The sequence below is a fragment of the Paenibacillus sp. sgz302164 genome (genome assembly GCF_056120505.1).
This window is the reverse complement of sequence record NZ_JBVYOL010000042.1, coordinates 1-16,351: the sequence shown is the minus strand read 5'-3', so window position 1 is coordinate 16,351 and position 16,351 is coordinate 1. Positions and strand designations below refer to the sequence as shown.

The following is a 16,351-nucleotide window of genomic DNA, read 5'->3' as shown; positions in this document are numbered from 1 at the left end:
TTGAACGATGGTATCAATTATAACCTTGCGAATTGTCCCTAATCTTATGCATAGCTTGCGCAAATAGATTGACACTAACTTGCTGCGACGAATCGCCAGCGCCGTGTTTGAATAAAAAAAGCCCGCGGTTATTGATGCACCGCAGACCGGATATCCATGACTTTTTTCAATTTGATGTCTTGTTTTTGTACGAAGTAGGCCTCGACCTGATTTTTCAAAATAAAGGCCCGCAGCGCATTCGTTTTATTTTCCGGAATTTCAACGTATCGGACTCCGTAATAAAAAAAGCCTGCACCCAAAGCCTCTCTTCGGACGATTTCGGTTACGCAAGATATGGAAAAACCGAGCAGAAGTTCGATTTCGAGCTGCGCGTTATTTTCCAGACTCATATTTTTATCCGCGTTCATATTGTTTTCAATCACAAATCCTACGCCGCTCAAGCTGATATTTTTGACGCTAAGGCTGATCGGATGCTCGAAACTTTGCTTGTTTCTCTTATTCTTGTCATGCAAACTGTGCAGCAAACCGCCCTGAACGACATCGATTCGCGGGTGCTCCCTCTTCTCCGTAAACTTCTTCCGGTTATCGGGCGGATTAATCACGATGATCGAACCCTCGTCTTTGGCCACGACCGACGTCTCAAAAACGAATAGCCCCGATTTGGAATAAACCGTAATCTTGACCTTGTCCCCAAGTCGGAAAACATCATATTGAGGTAGCTCGATTTCAATAATGTCGCCAAGCACGTACGTTACTATTCCCGTCGCTACAAAATCGCTTTTATCCAGCACCGCTTTGCTGTCAATCAAAATTTCCGCGTCGTTGCCTTCCTTGCTTCCGTAGATTTTGACCAAATCCATCTTTCTCTCCCTATCCGACAGCTTCATGGCATATCCTCCTGTTCTCTACAAACAGATTAGGCTATAAATAAAAAAATAGACTGTCCCTTCCTGTCGGGGCAACCTATTTACCTAAATCAAACAAGCTTGATTTCCGGTAACCAGGCTGTCATGGTTCTTGTAGAACTTTAGACCCTCGGCTTTGCGTCCTTGTCTTTCGGCAAGTTTGCCCTTATCAAATCTGATCTCGTTATGTATGCGATTATACCTATCAGTAGGTTAAAAGACCTAAAATTTTAATTCTAGTATACCTAGTTTAGCCGTCGGATTCAACCGTTTTCGCAGGCAGCTTGATTTCAGAGCGGCGAGTCCCTACAATGAAACTCATATATCCACAAATTTTCAACTTATCCACACACTTGTCCACAGAATGTTAACAACGAATGCTTGTTCGACTTCTATTCACATGTGGATAACATTTTTTAAGCGAGGTGTCCCCTGTGGATGAACATATATATTGGATGCGGGAAGCGATCCATGAAGCTTTGAAAGCCGAAACGATCCGTGAAGTTCCAATCGGCGCTATTGTCGTGCGTGACGGTGAAATTATAGGCCGCGGCTACAACCTGCGCGAAACGTCCCTGGATCCGACCGCTCATGCCGAGATGATCGCGATCCGCCAGGCCAGCGAGCATTTGCAGGCGTGGCGTCTGCTGGACTGCAAGCTCTACGTCACGCTGGAGCCGTGTCCGATGTGCGCGGGAGCCATCGTTCAATCGCGCATTCCGCAAGTGATCTATGGTACCGCAGATCCCAAAGCAGGGTGCGCCGGCACGCTGATGAACCTGCTGCAGGAAGAACGTTTCAATCACCGCGTCGACGTAATCAGCGGCGTGCTGCAGGAAGAATGCGCAGCGCTGCTGACCCAGTTCTTCCGCAAGCTTCGGAACAAGGTTTAGAAGTCTGTTCGATCCGAACCTAGATTCCTAGACCGGCAAGCTGGCAAGGCAAGAGCACGGTTGCATGACGAAAAACTCCGTGTTAAAATAGTCTTTGCTATGCGCCCGTAGCTCAGCAGGATAGAGCGACAGTTTCCTAAACTGTGCGTCGCGGGTTCGAATCCCGCCGTGGCGCGTATAACCCTGCTTTAATCGGGTAGAATCAAACGCAATTTATGCGAACTTCTTACGGTAATAAACGTAGGAAGTTTTTTTATTTATGGACTTATGAGCTGGCTTATTTCGAAGCACAGGTTAACAACGCGCTGGCGCGCATACTCCTCAGTCAGAAAACAGCCACCTTCATACGGCAAAAGCCGCGATTAGTGCATGCAGTTCCGTTGGCGCAGACTGAATGCGGACATACGTTTTCAAATCGATCGGAATCTCAAAGCCGCCTGAGGACGTACGCACGTATGTCCCATCTTCGCGCAACTTTACGCGTGATATCGTAACGATTTCGTCTTCCGGTTCGAGAATCAACGCTACATTCTCTATTAGTAGATACGCATTCCAATCAAAAACTAACATTTCATTAGCAACGTCATCCCGATGTTTCATTCGTACCGTTATCTTGCGAATAGCCATCACCTCCTTTCCGGTCAGGACGCTCGCGTGTAAACTGAGGTTCCGTATGTGAAATGAAATTTATAATATCATTTTGAGTTATTATCTTAAATTGATATTAACCCAATTTGTTAATAACGTCAAGCGTTGTTATTGTGGTAGAATGGAAATTAATAGGAGCGTGGTTTTCGTTGATTCGTTTTAAGCTTTCGGAGATGTTAGATAAACGTGGGATGACCATGTACCAAATAAGCAAACAGACTGGCATTCGACCGAATACTTTGAGCCAGTGGGTTAACAATGAAAAATTACGTGAGGAAGACAAACACGTTAAAGCAGTTAGTGTTGAGGTTCTTAATCTATTATGTAAAACATTAGACTGCACTCCTGCTGAGCTGTTCGAGTACATAGCAGACAACGATCAAAAGACCAAGAAACCATAATAGGGGCAGTGGTAGCCGTTTACGTGCAGACTGAATCGGAATAATCCAATGCGCCTCTGACTTGCAACCCCCTTTACATGCGTTATCGCATATGATATAATGAAACCGTTAGGAGGTGATGTAAATGCTTACCCTTCTGACGGCGATAATCCAGCTATTGGTTGCTCTCGTCAATCTCTACATAGTGCTGGAAAATCACCGAAAAGAAAAAGACTCCAAGCGTCGGAAGCGCTCGAAGTCTCGTAAGTAAATCACCGGAGAGGTTTAAAACCTCTCCCCCTAACAATCATTATACGCGAAAGGAGCCGTGTACTCAATGGCTTACGTCACTTTCGTAATTTCAATTATCACGCTCGCTATATCGCTATATACGTTAATAATCGTACGGAAACAGAGGTAACCGTCATGAACCCCCTTGATCATATTATGGGTGTCCAGGAGGCCGCGGAAATATGGGGATTATCGCCGGGTACCATCAAAAACTATTGCGCAGAAGGGCGCGTTAAAGCGGTTCAAATCGGTAAAACGTGGATACTTGATAAGAACCAACCGAATCCTGCCCAACCGAACCATCCGAAAAATTGGCGTAAAAAAGACAGCGGCCGACCGGAATAAATAACGCAAAGAACTTCTTACCGTTTAGCCGTGGTAGGTTTTCTGTTTTATTTGAGCGAATCTAGCTGTTAAGTTAGCGTGTTTGTTACTTGAGCAAAGGAACGAATAGGCGTGGTATTGATAAGCCGCAAACAATTCTGCTGCATCTGACTAGGAACACGAAAAAAACCTGCAAAAGTACATCCTTTTGCTCGTAGATACGCTGGCTTTGAAACATTCCTGCAAAAGTGCAGGTTTTTCATCGAATACATCAGCTCAGACCCATTTTCACCGGAAATTCCTGCACTTTCGCAGGCTTTTCCCGAAAACGAGCCATATTCGCAAAAAAAGCCTGCACTTTTGCAGGTTTTGCGCGCTACCACCCCCGCTTCACGAACGACTGGGCCTTTTGCATACGCAAGCTTTTCGTCGTATAAGCATTGCTTTTATCGACCGGGCTGCGTTATGATAATAGGCATGTGAGCATCGCCGCACGTTCAAGTTTAACCGCTTCCATTTAACAAAGGGATGACGACCTCGGGTTGGTTTTCCCTTTGTTTGTTTTGTGAAGCAGCGCTTTTGCAACCAAGAAAGGAGATGCATCCTTTTATGTCTGTCCCGAGTACCCGAACTTCTTATCGCATTCCTTTATTCTGCGCAGTCACGCTCCTGTTCTGGATGTCCATGTATACGAGCGTGCCGATTATTGCGCCGTATGTTGAATATTTAGGCGGCTCGCATCAGCTTGCAGGCTGGATCGTCGGGATGTACGGCATTTCCCAAATGCTGCTGCGCATCCCGGTAGGCGTCATGTCGGACCGGTTTCACAAGCGGAAACTGTTCATTACGTTCGGGCTGCTTTTTACCGCGTTAAGCGGGCTCGGTCTTTGGATCACCCGCGATTTCACCTGGATGATTGTGCTCCGCGCTCTGGCCGGCGCCGCTGCGGCGACGTGGGTTGATTTTACGGTCCTGTTTACCAGCTACTATAAACATGAAGAATCCACCAAAGCGATCGGGACGATCAGCTTTTACAACTCGCTAGGCCAAATGCTGGGCATTCTGATGGCCGGCTGGGCGACGGATTCGCTCGGCTGGGAATCGGCCTTTATGATGGGAACCGTGCTCGGCGCCGTCGGATTGCTCGGCTCTTTCTTTCTCGTAGAACGCATCGAGGAAGATGCGCCGAAGATTACGATGCGCGGCATTGCCGGCGTCGCGGCGGACCGCACGCTGCTCTTTGTTTCGCTGCTGGCCATTTTATCCCAAGTGCTGACGTTTGCGACTGTGTTCGGCTTTACTCCCGTCTATGCGACCAGCCTGGGAGCGGGGAAATTCGAAATGGCGCTGCTCACTTTCTTTTCGACACTGCCTGTAGCCATTGCCTCATTGTTCGGAGGGCGGCGCTGGGCGGCCAAATTCGGGGAGAAACGGGTCGTAGTCTGGGGCTTTGTGCTGATGGGGCTGTTTACGCTCACCATCCCGTTCTCCCAGCAGCTGTGGGTGCTCATCGTGACGCAAGCTTTGGCCGGCTTCGGCAGAGGGCTTTCTTTTACCGTGTTGATGGCGCTTAGCATTAAGCATATGCCGTCCGACAAGCGGGCGACAGCGATGGGCTTTTTCCAGGCGATCTACGGGCTGGGCATGTTCGTAGGCCCCGTGCTGATGGGGATCATCGGCGATTGGTTCCACTTGGGCCAGGGGTTCCTCTTTCTGGGTGTGCTCGGCATTATAAGCGCCTGCCTGTCGCAGCTATTCATTCGAGCGGGTCAACAGGACCGCCCCTCTATATCCGGCGGCAAAAGCACCGCTAACTCTTGAAAGAGCGAGTCATTCGGATTCGCTCTTTTTTTATTTGGGAGTGCAGGGTTCCGGAGCGCCATCTTCGTCTATGTAAGCGGAGAGGAGGAGGAGAATATTCAGGATGACACATTAGTTAAGCGTACATTGGACGGCGATGAGTCCGCTTTTCGCGAGCTTGTGACGACTTACCGCCGCTATCTGTTTCAAACGATCTATGCGATCGTCCGCCATCCGAAGGACACCGAGGATTTGACGCAAGATGTGTGGACCCGGATTTATTTCTCCCTCCCCACTTACCAAATGAAGGGCTTTAAAACCTGGATCACGCGCATCGCCGTCAATCGGGCCATAGATTTCAAGCGCTCCGCCCAGCGCAAAAGAGAAGAAATGACGGCGGAGATCGAAGAAGCGGCGCCGCTTTCGCCATACGACCCGAACCGTTCCTTGGAGCAGGAAGTCATGACGAAAGAAACCGTTCAACTGATCCGGTCCAAAATGGATCAAATCCCGGTCAATTATCAGGATGTGCTTATGGCCTATTATTTGCACAATCAATCTTATCAGGATATTGCCGCCGCACAGGGTGTAACGATTAAAACGGTAGAATCCAAGCTGTATCGGGCTAAGCAGTGGCTCCGCAAAAACTGGAAGGAGGAGGATTTCAGTTGAAGCATTACGATAAGCAGGAATGGGAACTGTATGTGGCGCAGCGCACGTCTCCGTCCGAAACTTCCACGATGGAGCTTCATTTGTATCAATGCGACCAATGTTTGTCCGTTTATGTGAAGTGCTTGGAGGATGACCCGCAAAGCCTGCCCTTGCCGCAAACGAATACGGAAGATTACGTTGACGCCGTTCTTAACCGTACAGTGCGCCTCATGCGCTCTCAACGCTCCTGGTACCGCTCCACATGGTTTCACTACGGCCTTGCCGCGGCGGCTACGCTCATCCTGGTCGCTACAGGATTTTTCCAGGGATTGTTTCAAGAGGTGGGTTCCCTTAGCAAAAATGACTACAAGACGCAGAAATCCTCTTTTCAAAAGGATGCGCCTATCTCCGACCGGCTTGTCCATCGGACGCTTACCTGGCTGGATCATATTCAAACCCCTCAAGACAAAGGAGGTCGATGACCGATGAACACGAATCCCCGAAGCGGCGTTTTGGCTTTCATCCTGTCATTTTGTTTGCCTGGCGTCGGTCACTTGTATATGCAGCGCCCTATCCGCGGATCGCTTTACACAGGCGGCTTTTTCGGACTGGCCTTGCTGATCTTTATCCTCGCTGTCGGTCATGGCGGAAGAGACGCAGAATCATTCGCCCTGCTCCTCACTTTCATCGCCGCATTGATCTGGATCGCCAATGTAATCGATATGGTCGTGTTCCTGGTTGGAAAACCGGCTCCCCCTTATCCGTACCACCCGGGTATGATGCCCGGACAAGAGCAAACTTACTGGAACGATGATCCTTATGTAAGGGCCTGGCAGCAGCGTGAAAAAAGCAAAATCATTATGATGTCCTTCATCCCCGGGCTGGGCCACTATCAGTTGGGGCTGATGCAGCGGGGTTTGACCGCGATGCTTTCCTTTTTCGGAGGCGCGATGCTTGTCGTTTTTCTCGCAGTCATTACGAATAACCCCGGGTTTATGGCGTTCATTTTCATTCTGCCGGTTATTTTCTTCTACTCCATGTTCGATGCTTTAAAACAGCTGGAACGCAAGCACGCGGGGTTGGATCCGATCGATCAAAGCCTGTTTGAGGACATGTACCATAACGACGTCTACAGCCGTAAAAACAGAACGCTTGCCTCGATTATCGCGGTCTTTCCGGGTGCCGCGCATTTATATTTAGCGATGCCCAAAAGAGGCTTGCAGCTCATGGCCATCTTCCTGTTCTCGATCTATGTGTTCGATGTTTTGAGGTTGTCTTTGTTCTTCTTTTTGATCCCGCTTCTGTGGTTCTATAGCTTCTTTGACGCTTTGCAGCAGATGACCAGATACGAGAACGGCACGCTAACCGATAAGCCGATTATCGAAAACTGGACTTTGTATCAGCGTCCAATCGGGGTCGTCCTTTTGCTGATCGGCTGCTATTACATGATCAACGAAGGCGCCGCTCCGTTCTTCGACCGCTTATTCCCTAATTCCGATTACAATTACTGGTTCACCCAGTTCGCGCAAACCGCAATCGTAGCCGTTATTCTGATAGGAGCCGGAGTTCGCTTGCTGATGAATCAAAAATCAAAAAATAACGAAGACAAAAAGAACCCCTAGGGGTTCTTTTCTGTCGGTGTTAGTTGATTTCTTTCTAAACCGTGTTACTTGTAAAACCTTTGGAAAATCTGCTTATAAAACACCTCAAGTGTCTTTGGCACATCCCCTCCAGCCTGCTTATAACAGGTATGAAAGTCCTCCAGGCAACGGTCGTTCGCTGAAATCCTCCAACGGAACCACACCTCTCTGTTCACCGACATTTATAGTTTGTCCGCCTTCCGCTTTTTTAAACATTTTGTAAAGAAAAAAAATTAACCGCGGTGCCCCGAGCCCTCAGAATGCTGTTTAGCCCCGGAATGATTGCGGTTTTTCACCTTTTTGGAGCCCGAAAGCGGCTCAGGAGCATCGTTATTGTCATTTCTGGCTTGTGGGCTTCCGTCGGTGTAGCTTTCTCCCGCAGGATAGTTTCTAGGTATGGACATCGCCTGGCACCCCTCTATTCATCATGATTTAAAGCATCTTGGTGTCGATGATCGTTAGTTTGCTGCTGCACCTGCTGCGCTTGATGGCTATTCACGGTAGTATGGTTAAAATCCTTAACTACGTTTTGCAAATTTTTATCACGGCTCTTTTGCTTGGTCATGTATGCTCCCTCCGCTGTTCAGGCATGTGTGACTTGCTGTAACGCCTGTGCACATTCATGTATGTGACGCATGTAATCGTCAATCAGCGTCTGTACGACGCCATGGCGTTCATCGATATGCTTTTGATCCTGCTCCACATCGACAAGCTCTGCCTTAATCTCTCTGGAATCAACGTAAGTCACCTTAAAATCAAACGTGTACATGGAATGGCCTGCGGATGTAATATGCACCCATAAGGCGTTGGAATCGGCCTCGTCGGCCCATACGCGCACCTGATCCGAGTTGTTCAGCACCTCGGGCAGCCGGGTTGTCCATTCCTCGACCAACCTCTTCTGATCGACGGCCGGCTTATCTGCTTTGCTCATCGGTAACACCTCCACATGTTTAAAATATGAAGGCGCAAGCTCTTTTATCCAAGCCCCCGGATAGCAAAATATACCCCTGCAACCCACGCAGGAGAATGAAAAAAAGCCACACGATTCTTCAGAATCGCATGACTTTTTGTAAAGGTATACGGAGAGGGTGGGATTCGAACCCACGGAGACCTCACGACCTCGGCGGTTTTCAAGACCGCTGCCTTAAACCACTCGACCACCTCTCCACGAAGTTGCCTCCTCGTAAGGAAACAACCTTATGCAGTGACAAAAAGCATTGTAGCACATTTAATAGCCGGTTATCAAGCTCTAATTTTTGCTGATCGCCTTGACGTTATTCATGTACGGCACGAGTACGTCCGGGATGACAACCGATCCGTCCGCCTGCTGATAGTTCTCCAAAATAGCGGCTACTGTTCGTCCGAGCGCCAAGCCGGAGCCGTTCAGCGTATGTACAAACTCAGGCTTGGCTTTAGCATCCCTGCGGAAGCGGATATTCGCCCGGCGCGCCTGGAAATCCTCGAAATTGCTGCAGGAGGAAATTTCGCGGTAAACGCCGCTGTTAGGCAGCCACACTTCGAGATCGTACGTTTTGGCCGACGAGAAGCCGATATCGCCCGTGCAAAGCGTCAGCACCCGGTAAGGCAGCTTCAGCAGCTGAAGAACGCGCTCAGCGTGTCCTGTGAGCTTCTCAAGCTCGTCGTAAGAGTCCTCCGGCTTCACGATCTTCACCAGCTCAACTTTGTTGAATTGATGCTGACGGATCAAGCCGCGGGTATCTCTGCCGGCCGAGCCCGCTTCGGAGCGGAAACATGCGCTGAAGGCCACGAAATTGGCCGGCACCTGCTCGGCGGTCAAAAGATCATCGCGGTGATAGTTCGTAACCGGCACTTCGGCCGTCGGAATGAGGAAATACTCCGAATTCTCGATTTTGAATACATCTTCCTCGAATTTGGGCAATTGACCGGTTCCCATCAAGCTGTCCCGATTGACGATATAAGGCGGCAGCATCTCCTGATAACCATGCTCATCGCTGTGCAGGTCCATCATGAAGTTGATCAGCGCGCGCTCCAGCCGGGCGCCGAGCCCTTTGTAAAATACAAAGCGCGAACCCGTCACCTTGGCCGCAGCCTCAAAATCGAGAATGCCCAGCTCTTGGGCGATTTCCCAATGCGGCTTGGCTTCAAATTCAAACTGTGGAATTTCGCCGACGCGGCGAGTCTCTACGTTATCTTCTTCCGAAGAGCCTACCGGCACACTTTCGTGCGGCATATTCGGGATCGACAGCAGCACCTGCTGCAAGGACTCATCCAGCACGCGGATTTCGTCATCCAACTCTTTAATCCGGTCGCCGACGACCTTCATTTCCTGGATCAATTCGTCCGCATTTTCGCTGGACCTTTTGCGGGCAGCCACTTCTTGAGAAACGGTGTTGCGGCGGTTTTTGAGCTGCTCCGTTTCCTGCAGAAGCTCTCTGCGCTTCACATCCAATGCCGTGAAACCATTCAGCTCCTCGATCTGCTTGCCCCGGTTGTGCATGGCAGTTTGTACGGCTGCCAAATCGTTACGAAGTAATTTTACATCAAACAAGGAGGTTCCTCCGTTAGCGCAAAATGGTTGAATATATGGAAGCAAGCACCCTTTCCGGAGATCCGGTCATTTCAGAGGTGCTTGGTTCCCTTTATTTAGCTTGGCTTTGCTTGACCATGTCGACAAAATAGCTGTGCAGACGATAGTCGTCGGTCAGCTCGGGATGGAAAGATGCTGCGAGCAGATGCCCTTGCCGCGCCGCTACGATCTGCTCCTGATACGTCGCGAGCACATCCACACCCGGACCCACTTTCTCGATGAGCGGGGCGCGAATGAAAACAGCGCGGACATTTTCGTCGATCCCTTTGATCGGCAAGTCCGTTTCAAAGCTTTCCCGCTGGCGTCCGAACGCATTGCGGGCTACGGTAATATCCATCAGTTCCAGGTGAGCTTCCGGCTGACCGGTTATTTCCCTGGCAATAACGATGAGGCCTGCGCATGTCCCGAAGACCGGCTTGCCCTCGGCGGAAAATTGACGCAGCGCTTCTATAAAACCGAACGTGCGCATCAATTTGCCGATCGTCGTACTTTCGCCGCCCGGAATAATAATACCTTGAATATCCTGGAGCTGTTCCGTTCTTTTTATAACGACGCCTTCCGCACCGGCCTGTTCGATCGCCCGGATGTGCTCGGCTACCGCTCCTTGCAAAGCAAGAACACCGATATTCAACATTACCAGCCGCGCTCCTGCATGCGCTGGGAAGCTTCCAGCTTGGAAATTTCGATTCCCTTCATAGGGGTTCCGAGGTTTTTGGAAATTTCTGCGATCATTTTGTAATCCGTATAGTGGGTTACAGCTTCAACAATCGCTTTCGCGAATTTCTCAGGGCTGTCGGATTTGAAAATACCGGAGCCGACGAACACGCCGTCAGAGCCCAGGTGCATCATCAAAGCGGCGTCAGCCGGCGTAGCTACGCCCCCTGCAGCAAAGTTAACGACAGGCAGCTTGCCTGTTTCATGAACTTGCAGCAGCAGCTCGAAAGGAGCTCCGAGGTTCTTCGCTTCAGCCATCAGCTCGTCTGTGGACATAGCTTGTACTTTGCGAATTTGGCCGACCATCATCCGCATATGGCGTACGGCTTCTACGATATTGCCCGTTCCAGGCTCGCCTTTGGTACGAATCATGGAAGCACCCTCGCCGATACGGCGCAGCGCTTCGCCCAGATCCCGCGCTCCGCATACGAAAGGCACTGTGAACTCGCGTTTGTTGATATGATAAACTTCATCCGCCGGAGTTAAAACTTCGCTCTCATCAATGTAGTCAACACCCAGGGATTCAAGAACTTTTGCTTCGACATAGTGGCCGATTCTTGCTTTCGCCATAACCGGGATGGAAACGACCTTCATAACTTCTTCGACAATAGTCGGATCGGCCATGCGGGCAACGCCGCCTGCTGCGCGGATATCCGCCGGCACTCGCTCCAAAGCCATAACGGCAGAGGCGCCCGCAGCTTCAGCGATTTTTGCTTGTTCAGCGTTCATAACGTCCATAATGACGCCGCCTTTTTGCATTTCGGCCATACCTTTTTTAACGCGGGATGTTCCAGTTTCCATACTTCCATTCCTCCTATGCCTTTATGACAGATTCATGCAGGTCATTGCACGATTCGATAGTAAACTTCTAAACAATCATTTTACATGATGGTGACCCATTATACAACCCATTTTCTGGCCTAGACAATGTTCTTCATCCCTTTAAACATGTCGCCGAAGAAGTTTTTTATCGACCGGAACAGCAGGCGGATCCAGCTTCCTTTTTCGACATCGTCATTGGCGACCAAATCGACCGTTTTTTCCTGGCCGTTATAGCTGACTTTCACTTTTCCCAGCACGTCGCCTTTTTTAATGGGAGCAACCAGCTTGCTTTCTTCGAGCGGCTCGGCCGCCAGTTTGAACTCTTCGTCTTTAGCGCCTTTTTTGATTACAAAAGACATGCCGGTCTTCGTAACTACCGGAACTTCCGTTTGAACGCCTTTCTTAATGTTTACGGTTTTCAGCGAATCTATTTCAGCTCTTGCGTTCAAATACGGCTTAATTTCAAAATTTTGAAATCCGTAGTCCATGAGCTTCCGGGTTTCATTAAAACGCTCCGGCTCCGTTTTGGCACCCATAACAACAGTGATCAGCCGCATGCCGTTGCGCTCGGCCGTTCCCGTAAAGCAATAGCCCGCGTCGCTCGTAGAACCTGTTTTCAAGCCATCCAGCCCCGTATACGCAAACTTTTTAAAATTCGGATTGCTTTGGTTCCCTTCCAGCATCCAGTTCCAGTTAATCATGGGCGTTTTGTCTTTGGGCCGCAATTTCAGAGAAGGAATTTTCGTGAATTCGAGAACTTCCTTATGGTCTTTCAAAATATTGTAGGCAAGAGTAGCTGCATCCCGCGCCGACATTAAAGTCTCACCCTCGATAGACGCCGGAGGATTTTTAAGGTCGGACCGGGAAAGCCCTGTCGCGCTAATAAAATGTGCCTTGTCCGACATACCGAGCTGCTTCGCCTTTTCGTTCATCATTTTGGCGAAATTCTCTTCCGACCCTCCGCCGAGCTTCTCGGCCAGGGCCACGGAAGCATCGTTGGCCGAATAAATGGACATCGCGTTGAACATATCTTTGACGGTCAGCTTTTCGCCATCGGCGATCAATTGTCCGGAGCCGATGACAGAGGCGGCATTTTTGGAAGCGACAACTTCGTCTTCCCATTTGATTTTCCCGTCCTTGATGGCTTCCATCACGAGATATTCCGTCATCATCTTGGTCATACTCGCCGGAGGAAGTGGTTCGTCGGCATTCATTTCATACAGCACCGTTCCTGTGCTCGCCTCCATAATGATCGCCGATTTCGCGGCCGGCTTTGGCTCGCCGGTCGCTGCCGATCCTGCGGGGGCCGATGTGGCTGCCGGTGTCTCCGCAGCTAGCGCACTAGAAGGTTGTATATGTAAAAGAACGGATTGAATCAATAAACAGACACCTAGCACCAAAGCTATCTTTTTCTTCTTAAAAGCAAATAAATTCACAATTTCACTCTCCCCGGGAAATATAAGACACAATATATTGTAACACACCCCATTAGACAAAAAAAAGAAGACGAAAGTTCAATCCCTTCGCCTCCATTTTTATACATTTTGCAGTTACTATAAGGAATAGTTTGGTGCTTCTTTCGTAATTTGAATATCATGCGGATGACTTTCGCGAAGACCTGCGCCAGTAATTCGAATGAACTGGGTGTCATGGATCAATTCGTGAATGTTGCGCGCCCCGCAATATCCCATTCCTGAGCGCAGGCCGCCGACCAACTGATAAACGGTATCCGCCAAAGGCCCTTTGTAAGGAACGCGGCCCTCAATTCCTTCCGGAACGAGCTTGCTCTCGTTTTCCTGGAAGTAACGGTCCTTGCTTCCCTCTTTCATTGCCCCCAGAGAACCCATGCCGCGGTAAACTTTAAATCTGCGGCCTTGGAAAATCTCGGACTCACCCGGACTCTCTTCGGTGCCGGCAAACAAGCTGCCGATCATAACGGCGCTGGCGCCTGCGGCTATCGCTTTAACTACATCGCCGGAATATTTGATCCCGCCGTCGGCAATGACCGGCACATTAAACTCAGCCGCCGCTTGAGCGCAATCGAAAATCGCAGTAACTTGCGGCACGCCGATTCCGGCAATGACCCTGGTCGTACAAATGGAACCCGGTCCGATCCCGACTTTTACCATCGAGGCGCCGGCTTTGATTAAATCGCGGGTACCGTCTCCCGTCGCTACGTTTCCTGCGATAATAGGCAGATCCGGATATTGATTTCGTATCTTCTTAACCGTCTCGGCAATATTGATGTGATGGCCGTGCGCAGAATCGACGACAATTACATCGATGCCCGCTTTTACGAGCGCCGCGGTTCTTTCCATAACATCTTTCGAAACGCCGACCGCTGCGCCTACCAATAGGCGTCCCAGCTGATCCTTGGCGGCATTCGGGAACTGGATCGCTTTTTCAATATCTTTTATCGTAATTAAGCCCTTAAGCTCGTTATTCTCATCGACCAGAGGCAGCTTTTCAATTTTGTGCTGTTGAAGGATGACTTCCGCTTGCTGCAGAGTAGTTCCGACAGGTGCGGTAACCAGGTTCTCTTTCGTCATTACTTCCTTAATTTTGATGGAATAATCATGAACGAAGCGCAGGTCGCGATTCGTTAAAATACCGACCAGTTTATTGCCCTCGTTCACAATCGGAACACCGGAGATCCGATACTTGGCCATCAGCGCTTCAGCGTCATAAACATGATGCTCGGGCGTAAGCGAAAAAGGATTCGTTATAACTCCGCTCTCCGATCTTTTTACCCGATCCACTTCTTCCGCTTGCTGGTCAATCGTCATATTTTTATGAATAATACCGATGCCGCCCTCTCTTGCCATAGAAATAGCGAGCTTAGATTCCGTTACAGTATCCATCGCCGAGCTAATGAATGGAATGTTTAACTTCACATGAGGCGCCAAAACAGTCGTGATGTTAATTTCCTTTCCGAACACTTCGGATTTACGCGGCACCAACAGCACATCGTCAAAAGTTAAACCTTCCTTGCCAAACTTATCTTCCCTCACAACACAAATTCCTCCTCTTTCAGGTCTATAATATTGCAATATTAACAAATGCCTATTTTTCGTGTCAAGGAAAAGGAGGCGCCAAACGCACCGGAACAGCCGAATGTGGAGATTGCGTTAACGATACGTATAGGTGCCGGTCGAATTCCATAGCAAAAATTGGTCGATTCCCTGCTCCGTCGCCGCTTTTATTTGTTCTTTGACATCTACGGCATTGTAAGTTTTATGCTGCTTGACCCATGTTGCGGTAAAATCCTGATACCACGGCCTGATCTCAGCGGCCTCAGCATAGTTTTGCTTCAACTGCCCGTTCTTCGCCTGCGCATCGCCAATTGCTTTGCGAATGATCGCATAAGGCTGCAAATCGGGCTCCTTGACCCCATATACGCCGCTGGCATAATGAGATGGATACAGCATGGGAGAAATATAGTCCACTTGACTGCTAATAAGGGCCCACTCCTGACCTATGCCCATGTCGTCATTGGAAGAAGTCGTTAGGCCGAAAACATCAGCGGAAAGGTATGCGGAATTGCCGATCTGTTCTTTTGCCTTTTTCAAAAAAGCTTCTATCGCTTGTGCTTTCGTCCAACCTTTGGGATTATTGAAGCTTATCTCCAGATCCGATTTTTTTCTGATGTCGGGGAACCGCACGTAGTCAAATTGTATCTCGTCAAAACCCAAACTCGCCGCTTCTTTGGCAATTTGAATATTGTAATCCCATACCCCTTCTTGAAAAGGATCCGTCCATGCCGTTCCTTTACTATCTCTCCACACTTCTCCGGACGGACTCTTCAGTGCATACGCATTTATTTTGTCGCTTAAATACGGATCTTTAAAAACAGCAACCCTTGCGATCGAATAAATGTTCTTATCCTTCAACTGCTGCAGTTTCGCTTTCATATCCTTAATAATCGTGCTGCTGTTTGCCCCTATTTCTGTAGCCAAAGGAACCTTTGAAGGATATACGACTTGTCCCGAGTCATTTTTTATGTCAATGACCATTGCATTCAAATCGGTTCGCTCCACCAAGTCGAGAAGCCGGTCAAATCTGCTCCCTACCGCCGACCATGCGGATACATAGATTCCTTTTACTTTTTGGCGTTTGGGCCGTTTGGACAGCGTTGTCTCAGTTCTCAGCCCAACATCCGCCGCTGCCATTGAAGCGTTTGAAGGGGTCATTGCAGACGCAAGTGACCGTGCGGTTATAGGGGCTGGCGATGCTGCATGCCGGGCCTTGTCCGGCTGCGCGGAACAGCCTGATAAACTGAATAAGGCCGGCTGACAAAATAAAATGAAACAAATCCATCTCATCAATTTCACAAAACCCATACGTATCCCTCCTCTTAGGGCTAGTATGGGTTAATGCTTCATTTTGTAATGATATAAAAAAATGAGTCTTTCTGGAAAAATTCCCAAAAAGACTCATTTTTATAGTGCTTGGCAACGTTCTACTCTCCCAGAACCCTTCGGTTCAAGTACCATCGACGCTGGAGGGCTTAACGGTCGTGTTCGAGATGGGAACGCGTGGATCCCCTCCGCCATCATCACCAAACAGTCAAAGTGCTCATTTGCACCCTGAAAACTAGATACGAAATTTACGTAAAGTGTGAGTTAAATTGTATAGGTTAAGCCCTCGACCGATTAGTATTCGTCAGCTCCACACGTTGCCGCGCTTCCACCTCGAACCTATCTACCTCGTCGTC

Annotated in this window: 18 protein-coding genes, 2 tRNA genes, 2 rRNA genes and 1 riboswitch; of the genes, 8 read left to right on the top strand and 14 right to left on the bottom strand. The window is 49.2% G+C overall.

Annotated elements, in window-relative coordinates:
- Window positions 1-128: 128 nt before the first annotated feature.
- A complete protein-coding gene (locus tag AC0LWT_RS36565) occupies window positions 129-887 on the bottom strand; it encodes a PilZ domain-containing protein (protein WP_474686739.1) in 759 nt (252 codons plus the stop codon).
- 105 nt (window positions 888-992) lie between these two features.
- A riboswitch (cyclic di-GMP riboswitch) is annotated at window positions 993-1,080 on the bottom strand.
- A gap of 259 nt (window positions 1,081-1,339) precedes the next feature.
- On the opposite strand from AC0LWT_RS36565, the gene tadA reads away from it, so the two are divergent.
- Both tadA and AC0LWT_RS36555 read left to right on the top strand, forming a co-directional pair.
- Window positions 1,340-1,798 (top strand): tRNA adenosine(34) deaminase TadA, encoded by a 459-nt coding sequence (gene tadA, locus AC0LWT_RS36560; protein WP_474686738.1) that lies wholly within the window; start codon window positions 1,340-1,342, stop codon window positions 1,796-1,798.
- 101 nt (window positions 1,799-1,899) lie between these two features.
- A tRNA-Arg gene (locus AC0LWT_RS36555) sits at window positions 1,900-1,974 on the top strand.
- A gap of 166 nt (window positions 1,975-2,140) precedes the next feature.
- Here AC0LWT_RS36555 and AC0LWT_RS36550 read toward each other — a convergent pair.
- Window positions 2,141-2,425, bottom strand: coding sequence for a hypothetical protein (locus AC0LWT_RS36550; protein WP_474686737.1), 285 nt, complete (start codon window positions 2,423-2,425; stop codon window positions 2,141-2,143).
- Between the two features lie 170 nt (window positions 2,426-2,595).
- Between AC0LWT_RS36550 and AC0LWT_RS36545 the strand changes: the two genes are divergently transcribed.
- The 6 genes from AC0LWT_RS36545 to AC0LWT_RS36520 all read left to right on the top strand — a co-directional run bounded on the left by AC0LWT_RS36545 (window position 2,596) and on the right by AC0LWT_RS36520 (window position 7,514).
- Entirely contained in the window at window positions 2,596-2,847 is a 252-nt protein-coding gene (locus tag AC0LWT_RS36545) for a helix-turn-helix domain-containing protein (RefSeq protein WP_474686736.1), read from the top strand.
- Between the two features lie 405 nt (window positions 2,848-3,252).
- A complete protein-coding gene (locus AC0LWT_RS36540) occupies window positions 3,253-3,462 on the top strand; it encodes a helix-turn-helix domain-containing protein (RefSeq protein ID WP_474686735.1) in 210 nt (69 codons plus the stop codon).
- A 588-nt stretch (window positions 3,463-4,050) separates the two neighbouring features.
- Entirely contained in the window at window positions 4,051-5,262 is a 1,212-nt protein-coding gene (locus AC0LWT_RS36535) for an MFS transporter (protein ID WP_474686734.1), read from the top strand.
- Window positions 5,263-5,388: 126 nt separating this feature from the next.
- A complete protein-coding gene (locus AC0LWT_RS36530) occupies window positions 5,389-5,913 on the top strand; it encodes an RNA polymerase sigma factor (protein ID WP_474686733.1) in 525 nt (174 codons plus the stop codon).
- Window positions 5,910-6,374: a hypothetical protein gene (locus AC0LWT_RS36525; protein WP_474686732.1), complete on the top strand. Its 465-nt coding sequence runs from the start codon at window positions 5,910-5,912 to the stop codon at window positions 6,372-6,374. The genes AC0LWT_RS36530 and AC0LWT_RS36525 overlap by 4 nt, the downstream gene beginning before the upstream one ends.
- Window positions 6,375-6,377: 3 nt before the next feature.
- Window positions 6,378-7,514, top strand: a complete 1,137-nt coding sequence (locus AC0LWT_RS36520) for a hypothetical protein (RefSeq protein WP_474686731.1) — start codon at window positions 6,378-6,380, stop codon at window positions 7,512-7,514.
- Between the two features lie 251 nt (window positions 7,515-7,765).
- Here the strand turns inward: AC0LWT_RS36520 and AC0LWT_RS36515 are convergent, their stop codons facing one another.
- The 12 genes from AC0LWT_RS36515 to AC0LWT_RS36460 form a co-directional block, all read right to left on the bottom strand.
- A complete protein-coding gene (locus tag AC0LWT_RS36515; RefSeq protein ID WP_474686730.1) occupies window positions 7,766-7,936 on the bottom strand; it encodes a small acid-soluble spore protein P in 171 nt (56 codons plus the stop codon).
- A gap of 14 nt (window positions 7,937-7,950) precedes the next feature.
- Entirely contained in the window at window positions 7,951-8,097 is a 147-nt protein-coding gene (locus AC0LWT_RS36510) for a hypothetical protein (RefSeq protein WP_474686729.1), read from the bottom strand.
- An 18-nt stretch (window positions 8,098-8,115) separates the two neighbouring features.
- Window positions 8,116-8,463, bottom strand: coding sequence for a hypothetical protein (locus AC0LWT_RS36505; RefSeq protein ID WP_474686728.1), 348 nt, complete (start codon window positions 8,461-8,463; stop codon window positions 8,116-8,118).
- A gap of 149 nt (window positions 8,464-8,612) precedes the next feature.
- A tRNA-Ser gene (locus AC0LWT_RS36500) sits at window positions 8,613-8,699 on the bottom strand.
- Window positions 8,700-8,781: 82 nt separating this feature from the next.
- Window positions 8,782-10,062, bottom strand: a complete 1,281-nt coding sequence (gene serS, locus AC0LWT_RS36495) for a serine--tRNA ligase (RefSeq protein WP_474686727.1) — start codon at window positions 10,060-10,062, stop codon at window positions 8,782-8,784.
- A gap of 91 nt (window positions 10,063-10,153) precedes the next feature.
- Window positions 10,154-10,732, bottom strand: coding sequence for a pyridoxal 5'-phosphate synthase glutaminase subunit PdxT (gene pdxT / locus AC0LWT_RS36490; RefSeq protein ID WP_474686770.1), 579 nt, complete (start codon window positions 10,730-10,732; stop codon window positions 10,154-10,156).
- A gap of 2 nt (window positions 10,733-10,734) precedes the next feature.
- Window positions 10,735-11,616 (bottom strand): pyridoxal 5'-phosphate synthase lyase subunit PdxS, encoded by an 882-nt coding sequence (gene pdxS, locus AC0LWT_RS36485; RefSeq protein ID WP_474686726.1) that lies wholly within the window; start codon window positions 11,614-11,616, stop codon window positions 10,735-10,737.
- Between the two features lie 119 nt (window positions 11,617-11,735).
- Complete coding sequence (locus AC0LWT_RS36480) at window positions 11,736-13,073, bottom strand: D-alanyl-D-alanine carboxypeptidase family protein (protein WP_474686725.1); 1,338 nt, start codon at window positions 13,071-13,073, stop codon at window positions 11,736-11,738.
- A gap of 117 nt (window positions 13,074-13,190) precedes the next feature.
- The gene (gene guaB, locus AC0LWT_RS36475) at window positions 13,191-14,648 is read right to left on the bottom strand and encodes an IMP dehydrogenase (RefSeq protein ID WP_474686724.1); all 1,458 of its coding nucleotides are present in this window, start codon (window positions 14,646-14,648) and stop codon (window positions 13,191-13,193) included.
- Between the two features lie 117 nt (window positions 14,649-14,765).
- Window positions 14,766-15,977 (bottom strand): putative glycoside hydrolase, encoded by a 1,212-nt coding sequence (locus AC0LWT_RS36470; RefSeq protein ID WP_474686723.1) that lies wholly within the window; start codon window positions 15,975-15,977, stop codon window positions 14,766-14,768.
- A 106-nt stretch (window positions 15,978-16,083) separates the two neighbouring features.
- Window positions 16,084-16,200: ribosomal RNA gene (gene rrf / locus AC0LWT_RS36465) — 5S ribosomal RNA — on the bottom strand.
- Window positions 16,201-16,269: 69 nt separating this feature from the next.
- Window positions 16,270-16,351, bottom strand: a 23S ribosomal RNA gene (locus AC0LWT_RS36460); the annotation flags it as partial.

Coding starts and splice junctions, on each gene's coding strand:
- AC0LWT_RS36515 (WP_474686730.1), bottom strand. CDS start 7,936: ATGTCCATACCTAGAAACTATCCTGCGGGAGAAAGCTACACCGACGGA.
- pdxS (WP_474686726.1), bottom strand. CDS start 11,616: ATGGAAACTGGAACATCCCGCGTTAAAAAAGGTATGGCCGAAATGCAA.
- AC0LWT_RS36470 (WP_474686723.1), bottom strand. CDS start 15,977: ATGGGTTTTGTGAAATTGATGAGATGGATTTGTTTCATTTTATTTTGT.
- AC0LWT_RS36535 (WP_474686734.1), top strand. CDS start 4,051: ATGTCTGTCCCGAGTACCCGAACTTCTTATCGCATTCCTTTATTCTGC.
- AC0LWT_RS36505 (WP_474686728.1), bottom strand. CDS start 8,463: ATGAGCAAAGCAGATAAGCCGGCCGTCGATCAGAAGAGGTTGGTCGAG.
- AC0LWT_RS36510 (WP_474686729.1), bottom strand. CDS start 8,097: ATGACCAAGCAAAAGAGCCGTGATAAAAATTTGCAAAACGTAGTTAAG.
- AC0LWT_RS36550 (WP_474686737.1), bottom strand. CDS start 2,425: ATGGCTATTCGCAAGATAACGGTACGAATGAAACATCGGGATGACGTT.
- AC0LWT_RS36565 (WP_474686739.1), bottom strand. CDS start 887: ATGAAGCTGTCGGATAGGGAGAGAAAGATGGATTTGGTCAAAATCTAC.
- AC0LWT_RS36520 (WP_474686731.1), top strand. CDS start 6,378: ATGAACACGAATCCCCGAAGCGGCGTTTTGGCTTTCATCCTGTCATTT.
- AC0LWT_RS36540 (WP_474686735.1), top strand. CDS start 3,253: ATGAACCCCCTTGATCATATTATGGGTGTCCAGGAGGCCGCGGAAATA.